The sequence below is a fragment of the Nonomuraea sp. NPDC049158 genome (assembly GCF_040648335.1).
Classification (GTDB): domain Bacteria; phylum Actinomycetota; class Actinomycetes; order Streptosporangiales; family Streptosporangiaceae; genus Nonomuraea.
Window position 1 is genome coordinate 252,725 of sequence record NZ_JBEZDM010000006.1, and the last position, 26,346, is coordinate 279,070.

At 67.6% G+C, this 26,346-nt stretch carries 29 protein-coding genes; 17 read left to right on the forward strand and 12 right to left on the reverse strand.

From position 1 onward, the window contains the following. Positions 1-11: 11 nt before the first annotated feature. The gene (locus tag AB0B61_RS16385) at positions 12-392 is read right to left on the reverse strand and encodes a GntR family transcriptional regulator (RefSeq protein WP_358432175.1); all 381 of its coding nucleotides are present in this window, start codon (positions 390-392) and stop codon (positions 12-14) included. Beyond that, on the reverse strand, positions 389-1,216 hold the full coding sequence (locus AB0B61_RS16390; RefSeq protein WP_358432176.1) for a hypothetical protein: 828 nt from the start codon (positions 1,214-1,216) through the stop codon (positions 389-391). The genes AB0B61_RS16385 and AB0B61_RS16390 overlap by 4 nt, the downstream gene beginning before the upstream one ends. A gap of 355 nt (positions 1,217-1,571) precedes the next feature. Between AB0B61_RS16390 and AB0B61_RS16395 the strand changes: the two genes are divergently transcribed. Beyond that, positions 1,572-2,561: an aldo/keto reductase family protein gene (locus AB0B61_RS16395; protein WP_358432177.1), complete on the forward strand. Its 990-nt coding sequence runs from the start codon at positions 1,572-1,574 to the stop codon at positions 2,559-2,561. Positions 2,562-2,794: 233 nt separating this feature from the next. Here the strand turns inward: AB0B61_RS16395 and AB0B61_RS16400 are convergent, their stop codons facing one another. From AB0B61_RS16400 to AB0B61_RS16415, 4 genes are all read right to left on the reverse strand, one after another. Then, entirely contained in the window at positions 2,795-3,526 is a 732-nt protein-coding gene (locus AB0B61_RS16400; RefSeq protein WP_358432178.1) for a UTRA domain-containing protein, read from the reverse strand. 1,572 nt (positions 3,527-5,098) lie between these two features. Further along, positions 5,099-5,455, reverse strand: a complete 357-nt coding sequence (locus AB0B61_RS16405; RefSeq protein ID WP_358432179.1) for a hypothetical protein — start codon at positions 5,453-5,455, stop codon at positions 5,099-5,101. Between the two features lie 265 nt (positions 5,456-5,720). Continuing rightward, positions 5,721-5,915 (reverse strand): DUF1737 domain-containing protein, encoded by a 195-nt coding sequence (locus AB0B61_RS16410; protein WP_358432180.1) that lies wholly within the window; start codon positions 5,913-5,915, stop codon positions 5,721-5,723. A gap of 93 nt (positions 5,916-6,008) precedes the next feature. Then, entirely contained in the window at positions 6,009-6,554 is a 546-nt protein-coding gene (locus tag AB0B61_RS16415) for an alpha/beta hydrolase (RefSeq protein WP_358432181.1), read from the reverse strand. Between the two features lie 104 nt (positions 6,555-6,658). On the opposite strand from AB0B61_RS16415, the gene AB0B61_RS16420 reads away from it, so the two are divergent. After that, on the forward strand, positions 6,659-7,144 hold the full coding sequence (locus tag AB0B61_RS16420) for an Lrp/AsnC family transcriptional regulator (RefSeq protein ID WP_358432182.1): 486 nt from the start codon (positions 6,659-6,661) through the stop codon (positions 7,142-7,144). Between the two features lie 320 nt (positions 7,145-7,464). Here the strand turns inward: AB0B61_RS16420 and AB0B61_RS16425 are convergent, their stop codons facing one another. After that, positions 7,465-8,454, reverse strand: a complete 990-nt coding sequence (locus tag AB0B61_RS16425; protein WP_358432183.1) for a LacI family DNA-binding transcriptional regulator — start codon at positions 8,452-8,454, stop codon at positions 7,465-7,467. A gap of 172 nt (positions 8,455-8,626) precedes the next feature. On the opposite strand from AB0B61_RS16425, the gene AB0B61_RS16430 reads away from it, so the two are divergent. The 5 genes from AB0B61_RS16430 to AB0B61_RS16450 all read left to right on the forward strand — a co-directional run bounded on the left by AB0B61_RS16430 (position 8,627) and on the right by AB0B61_RS16450 (position 14,107). Beyond that, entirely contained in the window at positions 8,627-9,928 is a 1,302-nt protein-coding gene (locus AB0B61_RS16430; RefSeq protein ID WP_358432184.1) for an extracellular solute-binding protein, read from the forward strand. Positions 9,929-9,972: 44 nt separating this feature from the next. Then, positions 9,973-10,854, forward strand: a complete 882-nt coding sequence (locus AB0B61_RS16435; protein WP_358432185.1) for a sugar ABC transporter permease — start codon at positions 9,973-9,975, stop codon at positions 10,852-10,854. After that, on the forward strand, positions 10,854-11,696 hold the full coding sequence (locus tag AB0B61_RS16440) for a carbohydrate ABC transporter permease (RefSeq protein ID WP_358432186.1): 843 nt from the start codon (positions 10,854-10,856) through the stop codon (positions 11,694-11,696). Before AB0B61_RS16435 ends, AB0B61_RS16440 begins: the two co-directional genes overlap by 1 nt. A 16-nt stretch (positions 11,697-11,712) precedes the next feature. After that, entirely contained in the window at positions 11,713-13,662 is a 1,950-nt protein-coding gene (locus AB0B61_RS16445; RefSeq protein WP_358432187.1) for a beta-galactosidase, read from the forward strand. A 70-nt stretch (positions 13,663-13,732) separates the two neighbouring features. Further along, on the forward strand, positions 13,733-14,107 hold the full coding sequence (locus AB0B61_RS16450; RefSeq protein WP_358432188.1) for a hypothetical protein: 375 nt from the start codon (positions 13,733-13,735) through the stop codon (positions 14,105-14,107). Here the strand turns inward: AB0B61_RS16450 and AB0B61_RS16455 are convergent, their stop codons facing one another. Next, positions 14,108-15,052 (reverse strand): ATP-dependent DNA ligase, encoded by a 945-nt coding sequence (locus AB0B61_RS16455; RefSeq protein WP_358432189.1) that lies wholly within the window; start codon positions 15,050-15,052, stop codon positions 14,108-14,110. A 165-nt stretch (positions 15,053-15,217) separates the two neighbouring features. On the opposite strand from AB0B61_RS16455, the gene AB0B61_RS16460 reads away from it, so the two are divergent. The 4 genes from AB0B61_RS16460 to AB0B61_RS16475 are packed head-to-tail and all read left to right on the forward strand — an operon-like array spanning position 15,218 to position 18,771. Further along, positions 15,218-16,498, forward strand: a complete 1,281-nt coding sequence (locus tag AB0B61_RS16460; RefSeq protein WP_358432190.1) for an extracellular solute-binding protein — start codon at positions 15,218-15,220, stop codon at positions 16,496-16,498. Beyond that, positions 16,465-17,376, forward strand: a complete 912-nt coding sequence (locus AB0B61_RS16465; RefSeq protein WP_358432421.1) for a sugar ABC transporter permease — start codon at positions 16,465-16,467, stop codon at positions 17,374-17,376. Before AB0B61_RS16460 ends, AB0B61_RS16465 begins: the two co-directional genes overlap by 34 nt. After that, a complete protein-coding gene (locus AB0B61_RS16470; RefSeq protein ID WP_358432191.1) occupies positions 17,366-18,196 on the forward strand; it encodes a carbohydrate ABC transporter permease in 831 nt (276 codons plus the stop codon). Before AB0B61_RS16465 ends, AB0B61_RS16470 begins: the two co-directional genes overlap by 11 nt. A 35-nt stretch (positions 18,197-18,231) precedes the next feature. Further along, entirely contained in the window at positions 18,232-18,771 is a 540-nt protein-coding gene (locus tag AB0B61_RS16475; protein WP_358432192.1) for a GNAT family protein, read from the forward strand. Here AB0B61_RS16475 and AB0B61_RS16480 read toward each other — a convergent pair. Next, entirely contained in the window at positions 18,768-19,514 is a 747-nt protein-coding gene (locus AB0B61_RS16480) for a class I SAM-dependent methyltransferase (protein WP_358432193.1), read from the reverse strand. The two genes, AB0B61_RS16475 and AB0B61_RS16480, sit on opposite strands and share 4 nt — an antisense overlap. A gap of 25 nt (positions 19,515-19,539) precedes the next feature. After that, positions 19,540-20,154, reverse strand: coding sequence for a GNAT family N-acetyltransferase (locus tag AB0B61_RS16485; protein WP_358432194.1), 615 nt, complete (start codon positions 20,152-20,154; stop codon positions 19,540-19,542). Between the two features lie 106 nt (positions 20,155-20,260). Here AB0B61_RS16485 and AB0B61_RS16490 point away from each other — a divergent pair, with 106 nt between their 5' ends. The 3 genes from AB0B61_RS16490 to AB0B61_RS16500 all read left to right on the forward strand — a co-directional run bounded on the left by AB0B61_RS16490 (position 20,261) and on the right by AB0B61_RS16500 (position 23,007). After that, complete coding sequence (locus tag AB0B61_RS16490; RefSeq protein ID WP_358432195.1) at positions 20,261-21,034, forward strand: NAD(P)H-binding protein; 774 nt, start codon at positions 20,261-20,263, stop codon at positions 21,032-21,034. Positions 21,035-21,068: 34 nt separating this feature from the next. Next, the gene (locus AB0B61_RS16495) at positions 21,069-21,353 is read left to right on the forward strand and encodes a hypothetical protein (protein WP_358432196.1); all 285 of its coding nucleotides are present in this window, start codon (positions 21,069-21,071) and stop codon (positions 21,351-21,353) included. A gap of 382 nt (positions 21,354-21,735) precedes the next feature. Next, positions 21,736-23,007 (forward strand): MFS transporter, encoded by a 1,272-nt coding sequence (locus AB0B61_RS16500; protein ID WP_358432197.1) that lies wholly within the window; start codon positions 21,736-21,738, stop codon positions 23,005-23,007. Between the two features lie 150 nt (positions 23,008-23,157). Here AB0B61_RS16500 and AB0B61_RS16505 read toward each other — a convergent pair whose 3' ends face one another. Next, positions 23,158-24,012 (reverse strand): NAD(P)H-binding protein, encoded by an 855-nt coding sequence (locus tag AB0B61_RS16505; protein WP_358432198.1) that lies wholly within the window; start codon positions 24,010-24,012, stop codon positions 23,158-23,160. Between the two features lie 100 nt (positions 24,013-24,112). Between AB0B61_RS16505 and AB0B61_RS16510 the strand changes: the two genes are divergently transcribed. Then, positions 24,113-24,574: a MarR family winged helix-turn-helix transcriptional regulator gene (locus tag AB0B61_RS16510; RefSeq protein ID WP_358432199.1), complete on the forward strand. Its 462-nt coding sequence runs from the start codon at positions 24,113-24,115 to the stop codon at positions 24,572-24,574. Between the two features lie 492 nt (positions 24,575-25,066). Next, on the forward strand, positions 25,067-25,345 hold the full coding sequence (locus tag AB0B61_RS16515; protein WP_358432200.1) for a hypothetical protein: 279 nt from the start codon (positions 25,067-25,069) through the stop codon (positions 25,343-25,345). Between the two features lie 66 nt (positions 25,346-25,411). Here AB0B61_RS16515 and AB0B61_RS16520 read toward each other — a convergent pair whose 3' ends face one another. Continuing rightward, on the reverse strand, positions 25,412-25,651 hold the full coding sequence (locus AB0B61_RS16520; protein WP_358432201.1) for a hypothetical protein: 240 nt from the start codon (positions 25,649-25,651) through the stop codon (positions 25,412-25,414). A gap of 193 nt (positions 25,652-25,844) precedes the next feature. On the opposite strand from AB0B61_RS16520, the gene AB0B61_RS16525 reads away from it, so the two are divergent. Further along, complete coding sequence (locus AB0B61_RS16525; protein ID WP_358432202.1) at positions 25,845-26,336, forward strand: SigE family RNA polymerase sigma factor; 492 nt, start codon at positions 25,845-25,847, stop codon at positions 26,334-26,336. The last annotated feature ends 10 nt before the right edge of the window (positions 26,337-26,346 follow it).

Consider the following 26,346-nt stretch of genomic DNA (forward strand, 5'->3'; position numbering starts at 1 on the left):
AAGAACGCCGGTCAGAATGAGGCGGAAGCGGCCGCGTCGCCGGATCTCAGGGCCGCCTCGACGATGCACAGCGCCTCGGTCTCGTCGATGCCAACGCTCGCCACGACGGCCGCGTAGTCGGCGGCGGCCTGGCGGGCTCGTTCGCGAGCCTCCTCGCCGGCCGCCGACACGAACGACCCTGCCCGCCCCCGGGTCTCGATCAGCCCGGCCTCCTCGAGCTCCCGGTAGGCCCGGCCGACCGTGTTGATGGCCAGACCGAGGTCGGCCGCGAGCCGGCGGATGGTCGGCAGCCGGGAGCCCACGGCCAGCGTACGGTCGTGGATCTGCCGGGCGAGCTGGGCCCGCAGCTGCTCGAACGGCGGCACCGGTGAGCCCGCGTCGATGACGATCATCCGACGCCGACCACCTGCCGCGCTGTGGCCGCACACGACGGCGCCCTTGCCTCGACGGCGATGACGGCAGCCAGACCCAGCACCATGAAGCCGAGGGCGGCGGCGTTCCACCAGCCGGGCGCGGAGCCTAACAGCAACACCACCGGCAGCCCCAAGAACATGGACGGCGCGGTGCTATCACGCGCGTCCTCGATGCGCATGATGACGTCGGCCGTCAGCGACACCTCGTCCTCGGCCACGACCGGCCGGGCCAGCAGCTCGCGCAGCTGCAGGGCCGCACCGAGGCCGACCCCGGCCACGGCGACCAGCAGTACGACGGCCGCGTACCGCGCGGTGCCCTCACCGACGGCCAGTGCGCTCACTCCCAGCGCGAAGGCACCGGCGAAGGTGCCGGCCACCAGGACGGCGTATCTCCATCCGAGGAGGATCCGCCAACCCAGCTGCACCGGATGGGCCACTCGCCGCGCCAGCGCCGCCCCGGCCTGCCGGTCGACGCGCCGTACCCAGGCGTCAAGCAGCGTCCGGGCCAGCACCAGCCCGATGATCAACACGCTCAGGACCAGCACCAGCGTCGCCCGGCGCGGCCAGAGTCCGCCGAATGCGGCAGTGGTCAGCCGGTCAGTGGCCTGTACCAGCGCGGCCGCGATATACAGCGCGGCCAGCAGGACACTGCCGAGGAGCCGCGCCCGCCGCCGTACCGCCAGTCGCGTGGTCAGCAACGGCGTCGGTGGGCCGTCGCCGAGGCCATGCCGTTGCAGCCAGGTCCCGGTGCATCGGACCTTCGCCGGCCGCGGGCCCGCGCTCGGCATGGAACTGTTCGCCATACCGTCTCCTTTGTCGCAAGGTTTGTATCAACATGTTGCGTCATAGCTTGCGACAAAGTCAACAGGGCCAACGACGCTCGACGTCGTCGCCGAGACGTTCACCGTCGCCGGGCGCAAGATCGACGAGTTGCCTCCAGGCGCATCTCCTCCCGCTCCGACCAACCGATCCTGCGAAGCGTTCCCGAGTCCGAGGGGCGCCGTGCCGTCCTCGAACCAATCCATGAATCCCCGCGCGAAGTTTGACAAATTCGCCGTCATATGTTCTCTCCATTTGCCTTCAGAGCGCCTTTATTTGATTTGTCAAATCAGCTCGATAAAGGCTTTGCCACTCGAAATGAAGAGCTACATTAAATGCATGGAATTTCGTCGTCTCGGCCGTAGCGGCCTCTCTGTCAGCGCGATCTCCTATGGGCACTGGCTCGCGTACGACGCCCCGGACCAGGAAGAACGTGCGCGGGCGTGCGTCACGGCGGCGCTGGACGCGGGCATCACCACGTTCATCACCGCGGACGCGTACGCGAACACCGCAGCCGAGTCGGTGCTCGGCCGAGCCCTGAAAGGACAGCGGCGGGAAAGCTTGGAGATATCCACAAAGGTGTTCTGGCCTACTGGGCCGGGCGGCCCCAATGACAAAGGTCTTGGCCGCAAGCACGTCATGGAGTCGGCACGCGCGTCGCTGCGGCGGCTGGGCACCGACTATCTCGATGTGTACCAGGCGCATCGATTTGACCGCACGGTGCCGCTGGAGGAGACCATGTTGGCGTTCGCCGACCTGGTCCGGCAGGGCCATGTGCTCTATGTCGGCGTCTCCGAATGGACGGCCGAGCAGATCACGCGGGGCGCCGCGCTCGCCCGGGAACTGCACGTGCCGTTGGTCTCCAACGAGGCCCAGTACAGCGCGTTGTGGCGGGTGATCGAGGCCGAGGTCGTGCCGACGTGCGAACGAGAAGGGCTCAGCCAGCTCGCCTGGTCCCCTGTCGCGCAGGGCGTGCTGACGGGCAAGTACCGGCCAGGGCAGCCGTCGCCCGCCGGGTCGCGCGGCGCGGACCTGAGCGGTGCGGGCAGTTTCATCCAGCCCTTCCTGCGTCAGGACGTGCTGGTACGGGTGCAGCGGCTGCGTCCCCTGGCCGATGAGGCCGAGCTGTCCCTGGGGCAGCTCGCGCTGGCCTGGGTGTTGCAGCGCCCGAATGTGGCTTCGGCGATCATCGGGGCGTCGCGGCCCGAGCAGGTGGAGGAGAACGTCAAAGCGGCCGGGGTCCGGCTCGACGCCGACCTTCTGGGGCGCGTCGACCAGGTGCTCGACGGCGTTGTCGAAACGAACCCGGCGCTGACGACGACCCCGTAAAGGGATGGCGGGCCGGGACCCGGTCGCGGCCTGGAGTGGATCGGTGTCGGCGGACTGCAGCGCATTTTCGTTACCTTCTGGCGCCCGCGCCCGTCATACGAGCGACGGCCGTATACGCCCACGGCCGTCGGACCGACAACGGGCCACTGGACGTCGTTCGAGGTGACGGCTGAGGGCAGCCTTCAGGCCGCGCCGGCCTCCGGAAGGCCGTGAGGGCTGCCTGGGCTCTGAGTTCAGAATTCGTCGTACCCGGAGACTTGACCGATCGGGAAGATGTGCCGGTTGGCGGCGCAAATCGTCTCCAGGACGTGGACGGGCGTGTCCTCGGTGGAATAGCTCGCCCTCAGCACCTGGACGATCCACTCGCCGGGCTCAAGCTCCAGCGTCTCGCGCTCGAATGGTGTCGGCGGCCGGGCGGTCAGGTTCTCCTCCGCGTGGCCGAAGGCATAGCCCAGGGCAGTCAGCGCGGACTGGAGTGACGGCTGTACGAACTCCGGCTCGGCCAGTCGGGTGTCGCCGAACAGGTCGGCGCGGAAGTAACTGGTCGCGATCCGTACGGGCACGTCGTTCGCGGTCATCATCTTGCGACGGGCGACGATCTCCGTACCGGGCTCGACTCGCAGGCAGGCTGCCACGTGATCGCCGGCAGGCTCCAGCCCGACGTACAGCATCCGGCGGCCGGCCTTGAGGCCCTGCCGCTCGGCTTCGGCGAGAAACAGGGACTTCGAGCCTCGTACGGCGGGCTCGGTCGGCAGCGCCCGCTGTACCAGCACCCTGGGCGCCGACGAGGCGGGGCCTTCCGGTGCGCGGGCCGCCGGCCCCTTTCTCATCTGCGAGATGCGGCCGGGAGAGACGCCGAGCCGTCCGGCGATCTCCTCCAGGCTCATGCCGGACTCGCGTGCCTCGGCGATGGCCTGCCGTCGCATCTTCGCCGCCTCGGTGACCAGACCCTGTTCTTCGGTCATGAGTCGGCTGAGGATACGGGCTCGTTCCACGGGGTCGCTGACCTCGGCGACTTCCCTCAGCGTCTTCAAGTCCATCCGGGCGTTGCCTCCTCAGCGACCGACGACGGCCGATTTTAGTCCCCCTATTGCGAGGGTCGAGCTCAGGATCTACTCTCGACTTTAGCCCCCCTATAGCGAGGGGGTGAAGGAGACCCCCGCCCACGGAGCACGGTGCTGGAACACCGCCGCAGACGGGGGTCTGAAACGCATCGAGAGCTTTGGGGCGTCAACGATGCAGAACCAGATTACTGCCGTGCCCAGGAACGGCAAGGGATCCCAAGCCGTGCTATCCGCAGACATCCTGCGCGAGGCACTCCTGACAGAACACGGCATATCAGCGGACACGCATGACGGTTACGACCTGGCCCTGGTGTCGGTCTGGGTCGGGCTGGTGGTGTGGTGCGACGGCGAGTGGTTCTGGTGGCGTGCTGGCTGGGATGAAGGGCGCAACCGAGTCGCATACGCCCGACATCCAGCAACGGAGCCGTCACGGGCCGCTCGTCGGGTCGCTTTCCGCTACGCCGATCTCCGTAGACAGCATTCGCTTCCAGAGACGAACTCCAGCTCCTCCCTCATCACCACAGGACCAACAGATGAGAGTACGCAGTGAGCACCCCCTGGTCGAGACCCGGAAACCGGGCCAAGATCGTGAGCTTGTTGCACAGTCCTGCCCAGACGCGGGGATTCGGCACAGCGCTAGCAGGTCAACACGGGAACGTCGTTGCCATCCTGCGTCACGGCACTCTGGCCCTGCTCGAACTCGATAACGAGCTGGACAAACTCCCCGGCGGAGTGCGGCGGTGGCCCGTCCATTGGGATGACCTGCTCGTGTACACGGTGGAACCCGGGCCTCTGGAGCCTCGCGACGGCTTCCGGCTTGGGCTGTCCAGCGTAGAAAGAGAAGCCGTGCAGCATGCCGTACGGTTCGACACGAAGATCAGCCTGTGTGGGGAGCCGGCGTCACCGCTGCCGATCTGCGACTGGTCGATACCGTTCTCCCCCGTGGCTGCTCGCGCATGTCAAGCCTGCGTTCGCCTGGCGGCGATGTCCCCACAAACCAGGATGAAGTAGTCATGATCTAGGCCGTGTTTCGGAGCGAATCGCTGCGGCCAATACCTCGCAGCGGAGGACCGCCATTTTTCTCAAGGCGAGACACGAAGAGGTGCGGGTCGCACCTCCGCTCTGTCATCGTCAGAGCAAGTGTCAAGACATCTCGACCTTGGCCGATATCCCAGCACGAAACCCCAGGCGAGTGTGACGATCACCAACTACTGCTGTGTACAGGGGCCGGTTTCAGAAGTTGGTGCGTGGCCCGAGTGATGATCTAGATGCTGCTGCGGGGCTGCTCACTCGCCAGTGGGCAGCGCCGAGGTGGCGGGAGCTTATGGGGTCATTCGCGATCGCCGTCAGGGTGAACAAGCCTCCCAGAGGCGAATACGGCGTACTCCGGCCTCCACCCGTTACGGTAGTCGGGGTCATCGGCAAACGGCAGTGCCAGACGTCGGACATGCAGGCACGGCCATTCTTGGACGTTCATGCCAAGGTAGGTGTCCCAATGTTCTCGAGCTGGTGTGTTCGGCCGTGCCGCTGCTCATGCGGCGCCGCGCCCTGCCTGTAGGCCTTCCAATCGATCGCCCGCCACTGCACGCGCTCAGTGCCATTCACTGGGTCGACCATGACGCGAGAGCAAATCGGCGAGCATGTTGCACAACCGGTGAACCACGTAGTCCGTGACCCCCAACGGTCGCCGGCCACGTAATAATTGCCGTTCGAGTACTCGGCGATCATGCGCTTCGGTTCATGGGCGATGAGCCGCGCAAAGCCTGTCTCGTCAAGCCGCATCAGCAGGAAGTCGAGCAACTCCTCCACGAAACGGTCATAGCGGTACACCCTCTGATCGTCCCATGGAGCGCATCAATGTAATGAACTCCCCTCTGGGATGATCTTGTGGTGAGTCGGGGTGATCTGACCGCCGTGCAGTGGGCAGTGCTGGAGCCGTTGCTGCCGGTCGGCAAGAAGCCGGGCAGCCCGCCGAAGTAGACGAAACGGCAGCTCATCGATGGGATCCGGTGGCGGACGCGGATTGGTGCACCGTGGCGGGACGTGCCTGCCCGATAGGCGAGTGGGAGACGGTGTACAGGCTGTTCCGGCGTACTCAATCAGGGATCGTCATAGTTGCGCGTCGAACGAGCGCCTGACCCACTATCACGTGTGCACCGTCGAACGCCAGGGAAGGTGGGCCGTGCAGCTCGTAGCCGAGATCAAGCATTTCGCTGACCCGTCGACAGAAAGCAGCGTCGTCGGGACCGGTGAGGACACGGTATCTCGGGAGATCTTCGGCGTGGGTCATGCGGTGATCCTTGGAGCTAGGCGGCCGGGTGGCCGATGTGTGCTGAGTGGTCACTGCCACCGCCGGGCGTTACCGGGATCGGCGGGAGGCCGGTCAGGATCTACGCGTGCCGGCGGTGAATGCGGTGAGCAATGCGCGCCCGAAATTCCATCTGCCGAGTCGGCCCGCGGAATTGATGTGTCCGGCCGAACCGACGCTGACGTGGTCGAGTTGCCAGTCAGCGGCCAGGCGTAGCGCGACGTCTGGGGAGCAGTAGGGGTCGTCGTCGCTGGAAATGACCAAGCCTGGCACGTGAAGCGGGGTCGCCTTCACCGCGGTGAAGGTGGAGGCCTCGGCCGGGAAGTTCGCTCCGGCGTTGTCCGGTGGAGCCACCAGGAACACTCCGCGGATGTCCGGCCGACGCCGGGTGACCCAGGAGGTGGCGGCAAGACAGCCCAAGCTGTGGGCGACAAGCACCATGTCGGTCGATGGGCTCTCCCCAACGGCTTTGTCGATCGCTTGGCACCAGTCGTCTAGATCCGGTTCGTCCCACGAGAAGGGGGAGATCCGTGAAGCGTAGGCTCCCCACTCGGCCTGCCAGATGGTCTGCCAATGGTCGTCATCCGACCCGTTGATGCCAGGGATGATCAAATAGCGCATGGGCTTTTCGTTCCGTCGTCATTAGCGGTGCCTGCTTGTGCTCTGGGCGTCAGTATGTGCGAACGATCGAGTAGAGTCGCTTGCCGCTGATGAATGGAAGGTCGATGACGGGCGAGACATCGATTTCATTGGATGCGGTCGACCAGGCGATCCTGGCCATCCTGCAAACCGAGGGGCGCCTTGGCGTCACCGAGATCGGCCGGCGGATCAACCTTTCGCAACCGGCCGTGTCGGCGCGCATCAAGCGCCTGGAACAATCCGGGATCATCACCGGATACCGCGCGGTGGTCGACCCCGCCCGGCTCGGCCTGAGCATCCATGCCGTGATCCGGCTGCGTACCACTCATGCCCGCATCACCGCGTCCCTCGACCACTTCGCGCAGCTGCCCGAGGTCACCAACGTCTACCGGCTCACCGGCGAGGACTGCTTCCTCATCGACATTCACGCCCCCAGCGCCGAACGCCTCGAAGCCATCGTCGACAGCGTCGCCCGCTTCGGGCCCGTCACCACCTCACTGGTACTCCGAACCTACGAAACCAAGCCGATCACACCGCACCGCCCCGCTGCGGAGACGCTGTTTCATAGGTGACGGACACCCCCACGATCCGGATCGCGGCCGACCCAGTCGTCAGGCGGGGGTAACTGGTGCCCCTGATGTTGCCTTGTCATCTCTGCCGGGGTGGCTTGGCTGCTCATTCGTCTTCGGCCGTGTCGCCGACCGCCCTGACGTCTCGCTCCGCCCAGCCGGGCCGGCGAAGCGTGCTTGGAGGACGGTCCGAGCGTAGCGAGGTCCTTCAGGGGGCGGGCGTCAGCCCGCCTGGGAGGACGTCCGGAGCGTAGCGGAGGGCCTTTTGGGCGGGCGGGCATCAGGCGGCCAACCACCGAAGCGGGTAAGGGGTGGGAGAAAGGCTAGGCCGAGTCACGGACGATCAGGCTGGTGGGTAGGGCGATCGAGTCGACCCGGTCAGCGCCGTCAATGAGTGCCAGCAGCAGCCGTACCGTCTCCCTGGCCACATCCCCCAGCGGCTGCCGCACCGTCGTCAGCGGCGGATGGGTGGAGATCGCCACCGAGGAGTCGTCGAAGCCGCCCACCGCCACGTCCTCCGGCACGCGCCGGCCCGCCGCCCGCAGTGTGTGCAGGGCCCCCGACGCCATCACGTCCGAGGCGGCGAAGACCGCGTCCAGGTCCGGTACGCGTTCCAGGAGCCGGGCCATGGCGGTCTCGCCGCTGGCGTGGGTCCAGTCGCCGTGTTCGATCAGTTTCTTGGACGCCTTGCGGCCGAGGACGTCGGCGAAGCCTTCGAGGCGCTGGATGCCGCCCGGCGTGTCCATCGGGCCGGTGATCATCGCGATCTTCCTGCGGCCCCGTGAGACCAGGTATTCGGCCATCTGGCGGGCGCCGCCCCGCTCGTCGCAGGCCGCGTACGGGATCACCGCCTCCCTGCCGATGACCGCGCCGCAGGAGACCACCGGGATGCCGGCGCCGTGGAGGGTGTCGACCAGGGGGTCGCCGGCGTGGGTGGACAGGAGGAAGACGCCGTCGGCGTGGCCGCCGCGTACGTAGCGGAGGACCTGTTCGCGTTCCCTGTCGTCGCCGGCGATCATCATGACCAGCGAGAGGTCACGTTCGCCGAGGCGGCGGATCGCGGTGCGGATGGTGGTGGTGTAGTTGGGGTCCTCGAAGGGGGGTTCGGACAGGACCATGACGACCGATCCGGCGCGCTGTCTGACCAGGTTGCGGGCGTTGCGGTTGACGACGTAGCCGGTCTCGGCGATGGCGCGTTCGATGGCGATCCGGGCCGCGGGGCTCACATAACGGTCGCCGTTCAGGACCCGCGAGACGGTGCCGCGTGAGATCCCGGCCGCCGCGGCCACGTCATGGATGGTCGGCCTTTTCACGCGTTCAGCATCTCACGGTCCACCGCTGAAGCACTGTGAACGTGCACACACCTTTTGGGCCGTTTAACGACACCGTAACGAGGGGTTGACAGCACAGATGGCCGGACACACGCTGTGAACGTTCACAGACCCCGCAGGACGCTGACTCCCCCAGGTCGAGGTACCCATGCACATGAACAGGCTTGCCGCTGTCGCCGCGGCCGTCACCCTCGTGGCCGGCTGCTCCAGTGGTGGCGCTCAGCAGAGCGCCACCCCGTCGAGCTCCGCCGCACAAAAGCCCCAGAAGGTCGCCCTGACCTACTGGAACTGGGTGCCCGGTATGGACAAGGTCGTCGCGGTCTGGAACAAGGCGCATCCCGACATCCAGGTCACCTCCAGCACCCAGGCGGGCGGGGACGACTCGGCCACCAAGTTCCTCACCGCCGCCAAGGCCGGGAACCCGCCGGATCTCGTCCAGGCGGAGTACCAGGCGCTGCCGTCGTTCGTGGCGGCCGAGGCGGTCGCGGACATCAAGACGGCGGCGGATCCGGTGAAGGCGCAGTTCAGCGAGGGTATCTGGGGGCTGGTCACGCTGGGCACCGACGCGGTCTACGGCATCCCGCAGGACAGCGGCCCGATGCTGCTCTACTACCGCGAAGACCTGTTCAAGAAGTACGGCATAGCCGTACCGAAGACCTGGCAGGAGTACGCCGACGCGGCCAGGACCGTGCACGCGAAGGACTCGAAGGTGTACCTCGGCACGTTCTCCAGCAAGGACCCGGGCTCCTTCGCGGGTCTGGCCCAGCAGGCGGGCGGGCAGTGGTGGTCGATCAGTGGCGAGGCGTGGAAGGTCGCCATCAACGACGAGCCCAGCAAGAAGCTCGCCGACTACTGGGGCGGCCTCGTCAAAGAGGGCGTCATCGACAACATGCCCTACTTCACCCCCGAGTGGAACAAGGCCCTGAACGACGGCAAGCTGCTGACCTGGCCGTCGGCCATCTGGGCGCCCGGACCCCTGTCGAGCAACGCGCCCAAGTCCAAGGGCAAGTGGGCGATCGCGCAGCTGCCGCAGTGGAACGCCGGCGAGAACTTCAGCGGCTTCTGGGGCGGCTCGGCCGTCTCCGTCTCGGCGGGCTCCAAGAACAAGGAGGCCGCGGCCACGTTCGCCACCTGGCTCAACAGTGACCCTGAAGCGCTCGCCCTGCTGGTGAAGGAGGGCGCCGTCTATCCCGCCGCGACCAAGGGCGCCGACCTGCTCTCCGAGCCGCCCGCGTACTTCTCGAACATCCCCGACTTCTGGAAGCAGGCGGCCGGGTTCGGCGCGGGGGCGCGCGGCTTCACCTTCGGCCCGAACGTCAACGTGGCCTACAACGCCTTCAAGGACGCCTTCGACAAGGCCGCGCTGAACAAGACCTCCTTCAGCGGCGCCCTCCAGAGCGTCCAGGACGCCACGGTCGCGGACATGACCAAGTCCGGCTTCAAGCTCGCCCAATGACGAAGCGTCATGTCCGCCCAATGACGAAGCGTCATGTTCGCCCAATGACCCCGAGGAAAAGCTGGGCGCCGTACCTGTTCCTGACCCCGGCCGTCACCCTGTTCGCCCTGTTCCTGGCCCTGCCGATCGGCTACACCGGCTACCTCAGCCTGCGCAGGACCAAGGTGTCGGGGCTCGGGCTCGGCAAGGGGTCGAAGCGGGAGATCTTCGTGGGGCTCGACAACTACGCCGCCGCCATCGGCGACGGCGAGCTGTGGACCGGCTGGCTGCGGGTGCTCGGTTACGGCCTGCTGGTCCTGGTCGTGATGCTGGGGCTGGCGCTGGTGTTCGCGCTGATGCTGGACGCCGCCAGGGTACGGCTGGCGCGCTTCTCCCGGATCGCGATCTTCCTGCCGTTCGCGGTGCCGGGCGTGGCCGCCAGCCTGATGTGGGGCTTCCTCTATCTGCCGAGCGTCAGCCCGATCAGCGAGGTGTTCGGGGTCGCGCCGCTGAGCCAGAGCGCGGTCGTGTACTCGATGGCCAACGTGGCGGTCTGGGGCGGCACCGGCTTCAACATGCTGGTGCTCTACACGAACCTGCGGGCCGTGCCCCAGGACCTGTACCAGGCGGCCCGCATCGACGGCGCGTCGGAGCTGCAGATCGCGCTGCGGGTCAAGATCCCGATCCTGGCTCCGGCGATCATCCTGGTCACCGTCTTCTCGATCATCGCCACGATCCAGGTGTTCACCGAGCCCACCACGCTCCGGCCGTTCACGAACACGATCAGCTCGACCTGGAGCCCCTTGATGAAGATCTACCGGGACGCCTTCGTGACCGGTGACCTGTACTCGGCGGCGGCCACGGCCGTGGTGATCGCCGGGATCTCGCTGGTGCTGTCGTTCGGGTTCCTGCGCGTGGTGAAGAACCGCGCGTTCGGGGAGACGTGATGGCCCGCTCCGCTTCTCCGTACGGGCTGGTCCCGACCGGGGTTCTGCTGGTCGGCGCGGTGTACTGCCTGTTCCCGGTGAGCTGGGTGGTGATCGCGGCCACGAAGACGTCCGGCGAGCTGTTCTCGACCTCGACGTTCTCGCCCGGCACCGGGTTCTTCCAGAACCTGGCCGACCTCGCCGCCTATCGGGAGGGGGTGTTCTGGCTGTGGATGCTCAACACCCTGCTGTACGCGGGGGGCGGGGCACTGCTGTCGACCGCCGTGTCCGCGGTGTCGGGCTACACGCTGGCCAAGTATCGCTTCGCCGGCCGGAACCTGATCTTCAACATCCTGATCGGCGGCATCCTGGTGCCCGCGGTGGTGCTGGCGATCCCGCAATATCTGCTGTTCGCCAAGGTCGGGCTGGCGGACACGTACTGGTCGGTCCTGCTGCCGCAGATCCTGCATCCGTACAGCATCTATCTGGCCCGTGTGTACGCCGGCGCGGCCATCCCCGACTCGCTGCTCGAAGCCGGGCGGATCGACGGGGCCTCGCACTGGACGCTGCTGACCCGGGTGGCGTTGCCGCTGATGGGGCCGGGGATGGTGACCATCTTCCTGTTCCAGTTCGTGGCGATCTGGAATAACTTCCTGCTGCCGTTCATCATGCTCGGCGACGACGGCAAGTTCCCGCTGACGGTCGGGCTCTACACGATGCTGGCCGCCGGGGCCAACCACCCGAGTCTGTACAACCTCATTCTCATCGGGACGTTTCTGGCACTCATTCCGCTGATCGCGCTCTTTCTTACGATGCAGCGGTTCTGGCGCACCGACCTCAGCAGCGGCGCCGTCAAGGCATGAAAAATGGGGGACTTACATGATCGAAGGCATCGCGTTCGGCGGGGACTACAACCCGGAGCAGTGGCCGCTGGAGGTGCAGGAGGAGGACGTACGGCTGATGCGGCAGGCCGGGGTGAACCTGGTCAGCCTGGGTATCTTCGCGTGGGTGCTGATGGAGCCGGCCGAGGGCGTCTACGAGTTCGGCTGGCTCGACACCATCATCGACCGCCTGCACAGCGCGGACATCTCGGTGAACCTGGGCACCCCGACCACGGTGCCGCCCGCCTGGTTTTCCAGAAAGTATCCCGATGCCTCCCCCATGACCCGCGAGGGCCTGCGCGTCGGCGCGGGCGCGCGCGAGACCGCCTGCTCCAGCCACCCGGCCTTCCGCGCGGCCAGCGCGCGGCTGGCCGAGCGGCTGGTGGCCCGCTACGGCGAGCATCCGGCCGTGGTGATGTGGCATGTGCACAACGAGTACGGGGCGCCGCTCGGCGAGTGCTACTGCGAGTCGAGCGTGGCCGCCTGGCGCGCATGGCTCCGGCACCGGTACGAGAGCCTCGACGCGCTCAACGCCGCCTGGGGCACCGCCTTCTGGGGTCAGCACTACGGCGAATGGGACGAGATCGACGCGCCCCGGTGGAGTCATACCGTGGTCAACCCGGCGCAGCGCCTCGACTACGCCCGATTCGCCAACGAGGAGCACCTGTCGCACTATCGGCTGCAGCGCGACATCCTGCGCCGCAGCGGCAAACCGGTCACCACGAACTTCGCGGGCACCGTCAACTGCAAGTCGATGGACCTGTGGCGCTGGGCCCCCGAGCTGGACGTCATCGCCAACGACCACTACCTGAACGGCGAGCAGCCCGACAACCACATCCAGCTCGCCATGTCGGCCGATCTGAGCCGCTCCCTGGCCGGCGGCGGGCCGTGGCTGCTCATGGAGCACTCGACGAGCGCGATCAGCTGGCAGCCGCGCGGCATCGCCAAGCGGCCCGGCGAGATGCGCCGCAACAGCCTCGCCCACGTCGCCAGGGGCTCCGACTCTGTGCTGTTCTTCCAGTGGCGGGCCTCGCGGTACGGCGCCGAGAAGTGGCACTCGGCGATGATCCCGCACGCGGGGACCGACTCGCAGATCTGGCGCGACGTCGTCTCGCTCGGCGCCGACGTGCGCCGCCTGGCCCCGGTCAAGGGCGAGCGCGTCACGAGCGAGGTGGCGGTGGTCTGGGACTGGGAGTCGTACTGGGCGCTGGAGCTGGAGTGGCGGCCCTCGGGCGACCTGCGCTTCCGCGAGCGGGTGGACGCCTTCTACGAGGCGCTCTGGCGGGAGCACGTCACGGTGGACTTCGTCCACCCTTCCGCCGATATTTCGGGATACAGGCTGGTTGTCGTGCCGAGCTCGTACCTGCTCACCGAAGGCTCGGCCAAGAACCTGCAGCGCTATGTCGAGGCGGGCGGCCACCTGCTCGTGTCGTACTTCTCCGGCATCGTCGACGAGAACGACACCGTCCACGCGGGCGCCTACCCCGGCGCGCTGCGTGAGGTCCTCGGACTGTCGGTCGAGGAGTTCCACCCGCTGCGCGAGCTGGAGACCGTGACGCTCACCGGCGGGGCGACCGGCCGGATCTGGTCCGAGCGGGTCCGCCTCGAACGCGCGGTGGCCGTGCGGCACTTCACCGACGGCCCCGACGCCGGGTATCCCGCCATGACCGCCAACGCCTTCGGCGGCGGCACGGCGAGCTACCTGGCCGCCGCGCTCGGCGGCGACGACCTGCGGGCCCTGCTGGGCGAGGTGCTCGACCGCGCGGGCGTCTCCCGGCCGCGCGACCTGCCCGACACCCTGGAGCTGGTACGGCGCGGCGCCTGCGTCTTCCTCCTCAACCACGGCGACGCGCCCGTGGCGGTGCCCGGCCTGACCGGCACGGACCTGCTGACCGGCGACCCCTTCACGGGCGAGCTCCCCGCGGGCGGGGTGGCGGTCGTGCGCTGAGGGCCGTTCGCCGGGCGTCAGGTTGATCAAAGTCGGCCCCGGCGACGTTGATCAGCATTAGAGTCCTGGCGTGATCGCCCCCTCCCCGTCCTTCAGCCGGACGACTTCGCCGAGCGGCACGACCGTCGCGTTGGTCTCCGTCCTCGCCGTGGTCATCTGGCTGGCGGGCTTCGTCGCCTGGATGGCCGTGTCACTCCTCGGGGAAAAGGCGTGCGCTCTCGGCTCGCTGACCTACGACCAGACCGCGGAATGCGACGCGGCCAGCACGTGGGGCACGATCACCCTCTCGACCTGGCTGCTCGCGCCGATCGGCTGCGCGGTGCTGCTCGCCCTGCTCACGGCCATCCCCGAGCGGCACACGGGCGCCCGCCAGGCGGCCCTGTACGCCGTGCCGCTCGTGCCGTTGCTGGTGATCGCGGAAGCGGCGTTCGCGTACACCCTGTGATCAGCCCTCTCTCCTGGCCTTCGCCCGGCGCTTGCCCTCGTGCATCGCCTGGACGCGGGCGATCGGGATCGTGTGCCCCTCCTCGACCAGTTCCGCGGGCAGCCGCTGCGGCTCCGGCATGAGCTCCGCCCAGGGATCACCGTCGGCGAGCAGCCGCGGCGCGGTGTGGACGGTGAAGTCGGACGGCACGACCCGGTCGAGGTCCTCCCAGGCCACGGGGAAGGAGACCGGCGTACCCGGACGAATGCGCGGGCTGTAGGCGGCCGCCACCGTCGCCCCACCCGCCCGGGTCGAGTCGAGGAACACCTTGCCCTCGCGGTCCTCACGGATGAACGCCGTGGTGGCGAGCGCCGGGTCGACGCGTTCGGCGCGCGCGGCCAGGGCTCGGGTGGCCGCGGCCAGGTCGTCCATCGCGGTCCCCGCCACCACGGGCACGAACACGTGCAGCCCCTTCGCCCCGCTGGTCTTCACCGCCCCGGCCAGCCCCGTGTCGTCGAGGGCCTGGCGTACCAGCCGGGCGGCCTGGACGACCTGCGGGAAGGCGTCCCCTTCCGGCGGATCGAGGTCGAGCACGAGGTGGGTGGGATGCTCGCCGCGGAACAGCGCCGGGTGGTATTCGACCGCCCGCTGGTTGGCGAACCAGAGCAGGGTCCTGCGGTCGTCGCACAGGGCGTAGGACACCTGCCGGTGCGACGCCTCGGCCCAGACGGAGACCGTACGGATCCACTCGGGGGCGTACTTGGGCACGTTCTTCTGCATGAACGCCGCCTGACCGGGCCGTACGCGGATCACCGACAGCGCGCGGTCCCGCAGGACCGGGATGATGCGGTCGCGTACCGCGTCCAGGTAGTCGACCAGATCCCGTTTCGTCGCGTTCGATCCGTCGAACAGCGGCTGGTCGAGATTGGTCAGCGACACTCCGTCCCGCGTCTCATCGCTGGTCACCCGGTTCACGATGCCGAGATACGGACGTGAGGTCAACTTTCCGCCCAACACGGGTGGGGTGCGTTTTGCGGGGAAAACAACCCGCAGCAAACGATTGACGTCCCGTAGCCCTTTCATTACCGTCCTAAGTTAAATATTGCCTGGGCGTAACGAACGGACGTGGCCATGAGCGATCTGAGCAGACGTGGATTCCTGCGGGTCGGTGTGGCAGCTGCCGGGGCGTTAGCCCTGGCGGGCTGCGCGGGCGGTGGCGGCGGATCGGGCGGGGCGGCCAGCATGCAGTTCGCCTGGTGGGGAAGCACCGCCAGGCACAACGCCACCCAGCAGGCCCTCGCGGCGTTCCGCAAGAAGCGGCCCGGTGTCCAGGTCAGGACGCAGTTCTCCGGCTGGGACGGCTACTGGGAGAAGCTGGCCACGCAGACCGCCGGCGGCAACGCCCCCGACGTGATCCAGATGGACTACTCCTACATCGGGGAGTACGCCCGGCGTGGCAGCCTGCTCGACCTGGGCCCGTACCTCGGCAAGGGCTTGGACCTGTCCGGCTTCGCGAAGGACGTCGTCGACGCCGGGAAGATCGACGGCAAGCAGTACGGCGTCAACTTCGGCATCAACTCCATGGCCCTCATCTGGAACAGAACGCTGGCCAAGGAGCTCGGCATCGAGGTGCCCGAGACCTTCACCTGGCCGGAGTTCGGCGAACTGTCCAAGAAGATCGCCGAGAAGGCGCCCAAGGGCGTCTACGCCAGCGAGGACGGCGCCCAGGACGGCGGCGCGTTCGAGAACTGGCTGCTGGAGCGGGGCAAGATGTTCTTCACCCCCGACGGCAAGCTCGCCTACGACGAGAAGGACCTCACCGAGTGGTTCACGTTCTGGGACGGGCTGCGCAAGGCGGGCGCGGCGGCCCCGCCCGACGTGCAGGCCACGGCCGCGGGCGATGTGCAGAACAGCCTGGTCGCCACCCGCAAGGCGGTAATGGACTTCGCCTGGTCCAACCAGCTCACCGCCTACATGAGCGTCACCAAGGACGACATAGCCGTCCACGCCTTCCCCACCGGGGACAAGCCCGGCCAGTACTACAAGCCGTCGATGCTGCTGACGGTCAGCGCGGCCACCAAACGGCCGCAGGACGCCGTCGCGCTGGTCAACGCGCTGGTCAGTGACACGGACGTGGCCACGCCGCTCGGCTCGGAACGCGGCGTACCGCCTTCGTCGGCGATCCGGGCAGCGCTGGAGCCGAAGGCGTCGCCGTCGGAGAAGCTCGTCTACGCCTACATCGAGTCGCTCTCCGACAAGGTCGGCCCCTTGCCGCCTCCTCAGCCGCTCGGCGCGGGCGAACTGCACAACAAGGTGCTCATGAACGTCAATCAGCAGGTGGGCTTCGGGAAGCTGTCCATTGCTGAGGGGGTGTCCCGATTCTTCGACGAAGCGCACCGCGTACTGAAATAACGGTCAAGAGGAGAGAAGGGCGGTCGGCGTACCTCTTCCTGTTGCCGTGGTTCGCGGGGCTGCTCCTGCTGACCGGCGGGCCGATCCTGGCCTCGCTGTTCCTCTCGTTCACCGACTTCGACCTGCTCACGACGCCGTCGTGGGTGGGCCTGGACAACTACGCGCGGATCATGGACGATCCGCACTTCGGCAACGCGGTGCGCATCACGATGATCTACGTGGTCGCCTCGGTGCCGCTTTCTGGCGGGTTCGCCCTGCTCGTGGCGGTGCTGCTGAACCGGCCCATGCGCGGCGTGGGCGTGTACCGCGCGGCCTACTACCTGCCGTCGCTGCTGGGCGGCAGCGTGGCGGTCGCCATCCTGTGGCGGCAGATCTTCGGGCCGGACGGGCTGGTCAACGACGTGCTGTCGGCCTTCGGGATCGTCGGGCCGAGCTGGATCTCCACGCCTGAGTACGCCATCTACACCCTGGTGGCACTGCACATCTGGCAGTTCGGCTCGCCCATGCTGATCTTCCTGGCCGGCCTCAAGCAGATCCCGGCCGAGCTGTACGACGCCGCGGCGGTCGACGGGGCCGGCAAGGTGCGGGCCTTCTTCCAGATCACGCTGCCCATGCTCAGCCCGATCATCTTCTTCAACCTGGTGCTGCAGACGGTCAACGCATTCAAGGCGTTCACCCCGGCGTTCATCCTCAGCGGCGGGACGGGCGGCCCGGCGGACTCCACGCTCTTCTACACGCTCTACATCTACCAGGAGGGGTTCGGGAACTTCCGGATGGGCTACGCCTCGGCCCTGGCCTGGATCCTGCTCCTGGTGACCGCGGTCTTCACCGCGCTGGCCTTCCGTTCGTCGAGGTACTGGGTGCACTATGCCGACTAGGTCACGCTGGGCCGTTCACGTACTGATCGTCGTGGGCGCGCTGGTCATGCTCTATCCGTTGTTCTGGATGATCAGCTCGTCGTTCAAGCCCAACGACGAGATCTTCGCTGATCCCGGCCTGGTGCCCCAGACCGTCGTCACGGACAACTACACCGATGGCTGGAACGCGCTCGGCGTGCCCTTCACCGGCTTCTTCGCCAATTCGTTCATCGTGGCGACGGCGGCCGTGGTCGGTAACGTCCTGTCGTGCTCGATGGCGGCCTACGCGTTCGCCAGGCTGTCGTTCCGGTTCAAGGGCGTCTGGTTCGGCGTCATGCTGGGGTCGATCATGCTGCCGATCCACGTGCTGATCGTGCCGCAGTACACGCTGTTCAAGGCCCTGGGGTGGGTCGACACGTTCCTGCCGCTGATCGTGCCGAAGTTCCTGGCCGTGGACGGGTTCTTCGTCTTCCTGATGGTGCAGTTCATCCGGTCGCTGCCCAGGGAGCTCGACGACGCGGCCAGGATCGACGGCTGCGGGCCGATCCAGGTGTACTGGCGGATCATCCTGCCCCTGTCGAGTCCCGCGCTGATCACCACCGCGATCTTCACCTTCATCTGGACCTGGGACGACTTCTTCAGCCAGCTCGTCTACCTGAGCGACGTGTCGACGTACACGGTGCCGCTGGCGCTGCGGGCCTTCCTCGACTCCAGCAGCGGCTCCACGTGGGGACCCATGCTGGCCATGGCCGTGCTGTCGCTCGTGCCGATCCTGGGCTTCTTCCTCATCTTCCAGCGGCGCATCACCGAGGGCATCTCCACGACCGGCCTCAAGGGCTGACGGGTTTCGCGCAGCTCGGGTGGCATGATGCGGGAATGGTGGTAGTTCCCGAACTTCAGGCGGGCGACACGCTCTTGCTTCGCCCATGGCGGCTGGACGACGTCGTGGCGGTGCGGGAGGCTTCCGAAGACGCCTACATCCCCCTGGTCACCGGCGTGCCACCGCGTTACACGGCCGCCGAGGGCATCGCCTTCATCGAACGTCAGTGGAGCAAAGCCGCCGACGGGATCGGCTACTCCTTCGCGATCGCGACGGTCGGCGACGACCGAGCCGTGGGCCAGATCGGGTTGTGGCCGGGTCTTCACGGGCGGGCTTCGGTGGGTTACTGGGTGGCGAAGTCGGCCCGCGGCCAGGGCGTCGCCGGCACCGCCCTGCGGGCCGTCTCGGCGTGGGGCCTGGAGCGGCTGCGGATTCCACGGCTGCAGTTGCATGTGGAGCCGTGGAACACGCCGTCCTGGAAGACCGCCGAGGGAGCGGGGTTCCTCCGGGAGGGCCTCCTGCGCAGCTGGCAGGAGGTGGGCGGCGAACGTCGCGATATGTACCTGTACTCGAAGCTCATCGGCGAGAGCCGTTAACGGAGCTCGGCTTCGATGAGGAAGCGGTGATCGCGAGTGGTGAAAGCGCCCTGGGCACAGATGCGCTCATGGAGCTCACGTAGCCGCCGGTCATAACGGTTGAGGTCGAAGTCGCGGACTTGCCACGGGACCGCGCGCAACTGGAAGACGACGGCGCCGATGTCGTTGAAGACGTAGTCGACCATCTCCTCGCGGGCGTCCAGCACCCGCAGCCCAGCGTGGCGAAGCTGATCGACCGCGACCTCCAAAGTCCAGCTCGCTGGGTCGGCAGGGGGCGGTGTCCCCAGGGCGTCATTCAGCTCCAACCCATTACGGCTGCCTACTTGCTGGGTGAGCAGCCGCCCCCGCGGGACGAGAACGCGCGCGATCTCGGCGGCGTTCAGCGCGCCGTGCCTGTTGAGCACGAGGTCGAAAGTGGCCTCGCGGACGGGGATCTGATCGGCGGCAGCGCCCAACACCGCCACCCGCGACGCTCTCAGCCGCTTGCCGGCGATGGGGACATTGGGCGGCCATCCCTCCATGGCGACCGTGTGACGAGGAAGGGGAGCCAGCGAAGCGAGCAGCTCACCGCCGCCGGTGTCCATGTCGAGCAGCCGCCGCGCCGTGGGAAGGAGCGATGCGGCTCGCTCGGCGTACACCCACGACGGTTCTCCACCGCTCGTCCGCCCGCGCAGCCAGCCGAAGTCCCACCCGCTGAGGGATGCCTGTACGGCCTGCTCGACGAGCCGTTCATAGCTCAGCACATCGGCTCGCTCTCGGCCGGAATCCTCAACGCGCAGGCTGGGTTGGGTGCGGCTCGCTGGGAACCATGCCGGCCATGGCGTTGGTGATGGACCACCGTTCGTGATCCCGCCAGGCGCCGTCGATGAAGAGCAGCTCCGGTGAGCATCCTTCGCTGCGGAACCCGTGGCGTTGGACCAGCTTCAGGGAGGCGTGGTTGCCGGGTTGGATCTGGGCTTCCAGCCGGTGGAGGCGCAGCTCCTCGAACGCGTAACGCAGCACCAGGCGGAGCCCTTCGGACATGTACCCCTGACCGGCGGTGGGGGCGAAGGCCGCATAGCCGAGGGAGGCGGTCTGGGCGCGCCCGCGGATGATGCTGTTGATGTTGATGTTGCCCACCATGGCACCGGTGTCGCGCACACAGACCGCCAGGCATTCGGCCAGCAGCGGGTCGGCGAATTTTCCAAGAAAGGCGTGGAAATCCTGCGGCGTGGTGGGCAGGGACATGTACGGGCCGTACAGGTCGGCGCTGGCCCTGACCAGCTCGGTGAACTCGTCCTGATCGTCGACGGTCATCCGGCGCAAGGTCACGCGGGAGGAATCTCCCCCAAAGCCAGTCAGGATGCTCTGATCGGTGCTTTCGCCGCCATCGTTCTGAATCACAGCCCACAGGCTAGCTGATCGAAAACTCCGGCCGGCCGTCGGAAAACGAGTGGCCTCCAGCTACCCATCGGCGCTTCACTTTGAGCTGTCTTTCAAAGGGAGTTCCATGATCGTTGTCTCGGCCGCGTCGGGTGCGCTCGGCCGCCTCGTCATTGACCGGTTGCGGACCCGGGCGGAGGTGGTGGCCGCGGTACGTGACCCCGGACGGGCCCCCTCAGACGTCGCGGTCAGGCGGGGCGACTACGACGACCCGGCGAGTCTGCTTGAAGCCTTCGACGGTGCCACCCGCCTGCTCCTGATCTCCTCTCCGGAGCTCGACCCCGCTCGCCGGATCGGTCACCACCTGGCCGCGGTCGCCGCGGCCGTGAAGGTGGGCGTCGGCGCCATCGCCTACACCAGCTTTCTGGAGGCCGACACCGTCGCCACCGGAATGACGGAGGCCCACCACGCCACGGAGCAGGCCATACTCGGCAGCGGGCTGCCGTACACGATCCTGCGCCACCCCTTCTACGGCGAGGCGTTCATCCCGCGGATCTCCGGCGGAGAGCTGACCGGCAGCACCGGGGGCCGAGGACTGAACACCGCCTTCCGCTCCGACCTGGCCGAGGCGGCGGCCAACGTACTGACCGGCGAGGGGCATCTGGGCCAGGCCTACGATTTCACCGGCCCCCTGTGGAGTCACCCAGAGGTGGCCGAGGCGCTGGGCGTGACCTATCGCGACGTGCCGGACACCGCCCCTGGACCCATGAGCTGGCTCAATGCGCAGGTGAGAGCCGGCGCCCTGGAGAAGCAGACTCCCGACCTGGAACAGGTGCTCGGCAGGCCCGCCGAGACAATGGTCTCCCGCGTGCTGGCGCAGCGTACGGTGGACCATCTCTAAGATCCGGTATCCACACGCTTTAGAAGCGGGAGCTATGGCCGCAGAGTTCGAGCTCGGCGATTACATCCTGGTGCAGGACGGCAGGACCCTGGAAATCTTTCACCGGGGCCTGTCCGAGAGCATGCGCTACCACGTGGCGTTCGTCGGAGTCGACGCCCGGCCGCACGGCGACGGCTTCAAGGTCCATCTCGGCACCAGGCAGGGCGACGACCAGGTTTACGGCGGGGTGAAACTGAAGATGAGCCAGGAGGAGTTCGCGCGTTTCCGCGAGTTCATCGCCTTGGCCATCGCGGCCCGCGACCGTACGAGCACTCTGTGAGGTGTTCTCTCGGGAGAGGGAACACCCCCGCCAACCCCTAGGACAATGCTCCTTGTGCCCAGCACGGAGATGAGCGGTCATCAATTGCCTTGGCCGCCACATGGGCCGACGTTTAGTCTCAAGCGGTAAATGATCCTTCGAGGAGCTGAGATGCCCGGTCAACCGAGCACGCGCTGACGTTCTAGGTCACTTCCCGACCTGTCACCGCGTGCTGCATCCGAACTGCGGCACAGCGCACCTTCCTGCCCAGATCCTGCGGGACGGGCACCTTTCTCAGCGACTCAAGGACCCCTGTGCCATACGTTTCCCCTGCCGTGCTCGCGTCCCCTGCCGTGCCGGCGTCCCCTGCCGTGCTCGCGCGCTCGCCCATGCGAGGCCGCCGATGACGGGACCCGCCCCGACTCCGCCCAGCGTGTGGCGAGACGGTGACTTCCGCCGGCTCTGGATCGGCCAGACCACCTCCCAACTGGGAACGCAGGCCGCCCAGGTCATCCTGCCGCTCATCGCCGTGGTCGCGCTCAGCGCCGGCACCGAGCAGGTCGGCCTCCTCCGCGCCGTCCAGCAGGCACCGATCCTGCTGCTCTCGCTCTTCGCCGGCGCGGGGGTGGACCGCCGACGCTCCCCCGACGTGATGGTGCTGGCCGACATCGGCCGTACCGTGGTGCTGGCCGTCGTCCCCGTCCTCTACCTCCTCGGCATGCTCGACATCCCGCTGCTCGTCCTGGTCGCCTTCCTCGTCGGCGCCCTCACCGTGTACTTCGACGTGGCCTACCAGACCTCCCTCGTACGACTGGTGAAACGCGACCAGCTCGCCCAGGGCACCAGCGCGCTCGAAGCCAGCAGATCCGCCGCGCAGATCGCCGGCCCCGCGCTCGGCGGCGCGCTGATGTCGCTCGTGACCGCGCCGATCGCCATCCTGGCGAGCGCCTGCTTCTTCACCCTGTCCGTCCTGTCGATCCGGCGGATCCGCCGTCCCGAACCGATGCCCGGGCCGGCCGCAGGGCGGGCGCGCGTGTGGCGGCAGATCCACGAGGGCCTGCGCCTCGTCGTCAACGACGCCTCATTGCGGGCGGTAGGGATCGCCTCGGCCCTCTTCCAGTTCTCCTTCGCCGCTGTGATGACCATCTATCTGCTCTTCTTGCCGCGCACGCTGCACCTGTCGGGCGCCGCCGTCGGGCTCGTACTGGCGGCGATGGGCCCGGGCGCGCTGGTGGGTTCCCTGCTGTCGGCCAGGTTGCCGAGGCGGTACGGGTACGGCGTCGTCCTGGTGTCCGCCGCGGTGCTCGCCGATGGCGTGATGCTGTGCGTCCCCGCGCTGCGCGGCTCGTCCGCGGTCACGATCGCCGCGCTGATGGCGATCAACTTCCTGTTCGGGGTCTTCAGCCAGGTGGTCGACGTCACCGTCGTGACAGTGCGCCAGGCCATCACCCCCATCCCGATCCAGGGCCGAGTCGTCGCGACACTCAACTTCGTCGGCATGGGCCTGACCCCGCTCGGGTCGCTTCTCGGCGGCTATCTGGCCGGCGCGCTGGGGCTGCGAACGAGTCTGCTGCTGACCGCGGTCGCGCTGGCCCTGTCTCCGGTGTTCATGGCCCTGTCTCCCCTCGCCCGCCTGGGGAGGCAGCTCCCTGATCCGGCGGGTGGACCCGGCTGATGAGAAGACAGAGCAGGTCGTACGGCAGCTTGAGGGGCTTGCCTAGGCCGGCGTGCTGCTCCTGCGCTTCTCCCGGCTACTACGGCTTCATGACTTCTCCCGGCCACTACGGCTTCATGACTTCTCGCGACTACTGCGGCTCCATGCCGATCAGGTGGTCCTGAAGGCGTCGGCATTGCGTGCGCACCAGGCGGCGAAGGTGCGGGGCTTGCGCCCGAGCAGCTGCTCCACGGTGTTGGTGCGGAATCCGGCGGTGTCGGCGCGCATGAGGTGGAACCCCTCGGTGACGGCCTCGGCCAGCGCCGGAGGTGCCCCGTTGGGGAATCGGGAGGCTACGGCCTCCTCCGCGGTGGTCACCGGCCGGATCGCGATGTCCCGGTCGGCCGCCGCGGCAAGGATCTTGACCTGTTCGGTGATGGTGAACAGTTCCTCGCCGGTGATGACATACTCCTGCCCTTGGTGGCCATCACCGGTCAGGACCAGGGCGGCTATGGCGGCGATGTCGGCGGGGTCGATCGGCGCGTATCGGCCGGGGCCGACCGGATCGAGGACATAGCCCCCCTCGCGGATGGTGGGCAGCCAGTCGAAAGCGTTGGTCATGAAGCCGCCGGGCCGCAGGAACGTGGCCGGGATGCCGGAGGCGCGGATGGCCTGCTCGCGCTCGTGGTGCCAGCGGCCCATGGCGGGCATGGGGTCGCCGAGCACGTTGAACGAGGACAGGTGCACGATGTGGCGCACCCCGGCGGCCTGGGCGGCGGCAATGGCGTGCCTGGTGTGGTCGAGGCCGATGCCGGGGGTGAGCAGAAACAGCCGGTCGACTCCGGCGAAGGCGGGCGGCAGCGTCGCCGGCTCGCTCAGGTCCGCCACGACCCGTTCGGCCCGCTCGGGCAAGGTGGCCGCGCGGGCGGGGTCGCGGACCATGATGCGGAAGGGCGCGCCGCTCTCGTCCAGCTCGCGGACGAGCTCACGGCCGACGTTCCCGGTGGCACCGGTGACCAGTATCATGAGGACTCCTAGATCGTGTACCGGTTAATGATTCGGCAGAACGTTAACCGGTACATGATCTGGATGTCAATCGCACCGCGACATCATCGGAGGCCTCGACGTGCCCGAGTTCCTGGACCTGCACAGCAAGGCGTCCAAAGCGCTGCGGGCGGCGGCCGAGACAGCCGTGCGGCGCCACGGGCTGCACCTGGGGCAAGATCACCTGCTTGCGGTGCTGTGGCGGCAGGACGGCCGCACCCCGGGCGAGGTCGCCGCCGCGCTGAACGTCACCACCCCCAACGTGGTCAAGGCGGCCACCCGGATGACCACGGCCGGCCTGCTCACCCGGCGCCGCGACAACCGGGACAACCGGCTGGTCCGGCTGTGGCTCACCGACGCCGGGCGCGCCCTGCAAGCTCCCATCGAGAGGGAACGCCGGCTGCTCGAAGAGCAGGTCACCGCCGACCTCACCGAGGCCGAGCGCGAACATCTGCTCAACGCACTGAGGAAGATCCACGGCGCGGCGACCGCCCTGCTGGACCCCCCGTCGAACGCGGCTCCTTCTAGTCCGGCCGCGTACTGATGGTGTCGATCCCAGCCCAGGCCCGCCGGGCCGGTCAGCTCAACCACCGCGACGCCGGCCTGAAAGTCGCCGAATCAGTGGTCCAGCGGCTTCGATGAGCCCCGTGTCCCGTCCGTACCCCATGGCCGCACGCCGGCGTTGGCCTGCCCTTCGCACGATCATGATCGCCTCGATGATCATCATCCTCGGCCCGCTCGCGCTGACCGGCTGCACCCCATCGGCCGAGCCACCATCACGACGAGGTTCCTCGGACCGCATGGCGCGACACGCATGCGGACTACAGCTATTCCTGGCTTGACGGGCTCGTTGTCACCGCCCGCGACAACCCGGTGCGGCGCTGGCCGTTCGGCGCCGAGCACTACGCGACCACGATGAGCGGACGATCTTCGGGCCGGTGGTTACGACTGCTTCTATCCACCCCAGCAGAACTGCAATCGCCCCCAGTCGAACGGCTACTTCAACGTCAGCCTCCGCGAGGACCAGATCGTCTCGGTGCGGTTCGGCATCGGCAGCCTGATCGAGGCAGGGCGGCAACGACATCTGCTCAGCGAGGAGTTCCCGCACGGCCTCGCCTTCCTCACCGAGGCGGTTCGCGGCCCGGTCACCGAACGCATCGAGCAGTCTCGGCGATCCGGCATCAGCTTCACCGGCATCGTGGCCGGAACGATCGTGCTCATCGACGCGGATCTCGGAGCCGCCAAGGGAGACGACCTCGTGGCGTACTTCCACATCCAGATCGGCGCACCGCTGACCGCGACCCTGCCCATCTGAGCGCTCAAGTCGAAGTGTGTCGGCTCCAAGCTCTTCCGGGTCCCACAGAGGTTCACCGTCGGTTCCTCACGAGGTGCACTTGCCGGCGGACAAGGCCAGGTAGGCCGCGCCAGCCGAATTCAGGACGTTGATCCATCCGGGATGGGCGAGATAGGCGTTGTCTGGAGCGGTAGGGCCGAGGTCATCGAGTACGTGCAGGAGGGCATCAACCGCAGTCTGTACGAGGTCGGCTTCGTGCTCATCGCAGAAGAGGTAGGGGATCAATGCACGCACCCCCATTTGGTCGATGAATGTGTCGTCGATCAACCAGTGCACGGCAGCGGTGAGGTCCGGCCATCCCTGCTCTGATCGCCAGTGGTGGTTTTGGAAGTCGTGGTCGCCTAAGACGCGTAGCGCCTCGCGGCAAGCATCCGGGGACCCGGTACGACCGAGGCAACTATCGTCGGGGGCCGTGCGTGTAGGAGGGCATGATTGTGGAGGGCGTTAAGTGACGCCGTATATGGGTGGGTTCACGGAGTTCGTGGCCGCCCGTAGCACGAGCCTGTTACGTACGGCGTACCTGACCTGCGGTTCGCTCAGTGAGGCCGAGGACGTGTTGCAGACCGCGCTGGAGCGAGCGTGCATGCGCTGGGAGAAACTGTGCCGGGCCGGTGACCCCGAGCCCTACATCCGGCGGATCATCGTCAATCTGGCGATCAGCCGGGCGCGGCGGCTGGCGATCGTGCGGTTCATCCCGACCCACACCCCTCCAGATCTCCCGGCCGCGCATGTGGACATCGAGTTGCGGCACGTCGTCATGGAGGGGTTGCGGAGGTTGCCGCCCCGTCAGCGGGCGGTGGTCGTGCTCAGGTTCTGGGAGGACATGACCGAGGCGCAGGTCGCGAGGGTGCTCGGCTGCTCTGTCGGCACGGTGAAGAGCCAGGCGTTCAAGGCGCTCAAGCGCCTCCGGACGGTGCTGGGCGAGGAGGTGGCGAACATTGCGCGCTATTGAGGAACGCCTT

Bases quoted from the DNA above. Each gene is read 5' to 3' on its own strand.
- AB0B61_RS16385 (WP_358432175.1), bottom strand. From the start codon at position 392: ATGATCGTCATCGACGCGGGCTCACCGGTGCCGCCGTTCGAGCAGCTG.
- AB0B61_RS16390 (WP_358432176.1), bottom strand. From the start codon at position 1,216: ATGGCGAACAGTTCCATGCCGAGCGCGGGCCCGCGGCCGGCGAAGGTC.
- AB0B61_RS16395 (WP_358432177.1), top strand. From the start codon at position 1,572: ATGGAATTTCGTCGTCTCGGCCGTAGCGGCCTCTCTGTCAGCGCGATC.
- AB0B61_RS16400 (WP_358432178.1), bottom strand. From the start codon at position 3,526: ATGACCGAAGAACAGGGTCTGGTCACCGAGGCGGCGAAGATGCGACGG.
- AB0B61_RS16410 (WP_358432180.1), bottom strand. From the start codon at position 5,915: ATGACCCACGCCGAAGATCTCCCGAGATACCGTGTCCTCACCGGTCCC.
- AB0B61_RS16415 (WP_358432181.1), bottom strand. From the start codon at position 6,554: ATGCGCTATTTGATCATCCCTGGCATCAACGGGTCGGATGACGACCAT.
- AB0B61_RS16420 (WP_358432182.1), top strand. From the start codon at position 6,659: ATGACGGGCGAGACATCGATTTCATTGGATGCGGTCGACCAGGCGATC.
- AB0B61_RS16430 (WP_358432184.1), top strand. From the start codon at position 8,627: ATGAACAGGCTTGCCGCTGTCGCCGCGGCCGTCACCCTCGTGGCCGGC.
- AB0B61_RS16435 (WP_358432185.1), top strand. From the start codon at position 9,973: ATGACCCCGAGGAAAAGCTGGGCGCCGTACCTGTTCCTGACCCCGGCC.
- AB0B61_RS16440 (WP_358432186.1), top strand. From the start codon at position 10,854: ATGGCCCGCTCCGCTTCTCCGTACGGGCTGGTCCCGACCGGGGTTCTG.
- AB0B61_RS16445 (WP_358432187.1), top strand. From the start codon at position 11,713: ATGATCGAAGGCATCGCGTTCGGCGGGGACTACAACCCGGAGCAGTGG.
- AB0B61_RS16460 (WP_358432190.1), top strand. From the start codon at position 15,218: ATGAGCGATCTGAGCAGACGTGGATTCCTGCGGGTCGGTGTGGCAGCT.
- AB0B61_RS16470 (WP_358432191.1), top strand. From the start codon at position 17,366: ATGCCGACTAGGTCACGCTGGGCCGTTCACGTACTGATCGTCGTGGGC.
- AB0B61_RS16475 (WP_358432192.1), top strand. From the start codon at position 18,232: ATGGTGGTAGTTCCCGAACTTCAGGCGGGCGACACGCTCTTGCTTCGC.
- AB0B61_RS16490 (WP_358432195.1), top strand. From the start codon at position 20,261: ATGATCGTTGTCTCGGCCGCGTCGGGTGCGCTCGGCCGCCTCGTCATT.
- AB0B61_RS16495 (WP_358432196.1), top strand. From the start codon at position 21,069: ATGGCCGCAGAGTTCGAGCTCGGCGATTACATCCTGGTGCAGGACGGC.
- AB0B61_RS16500 (WP_358432197.1), top strand. From the start codon at position 21,736: ATGACGGGACCCGCCCCGACTCCGCCCAGCGTGTGGCGAGACGGTGAC.
- AB0B61_RS16505 (WP_358432198.1), bottom strand. From the start codon at position 24,012: ATGATACTGGTCACCGGTGCCACCGGGAACGTCGGCCGTGAGCTCGTC.
- AB0B61_RS16525 (WP_358432202.1), top strand. From the start codon at position 25,845: ATGGGTGGGTTCACGGAGTTCGTGGCCGCCCGTAGCACGAGCCTGTTA.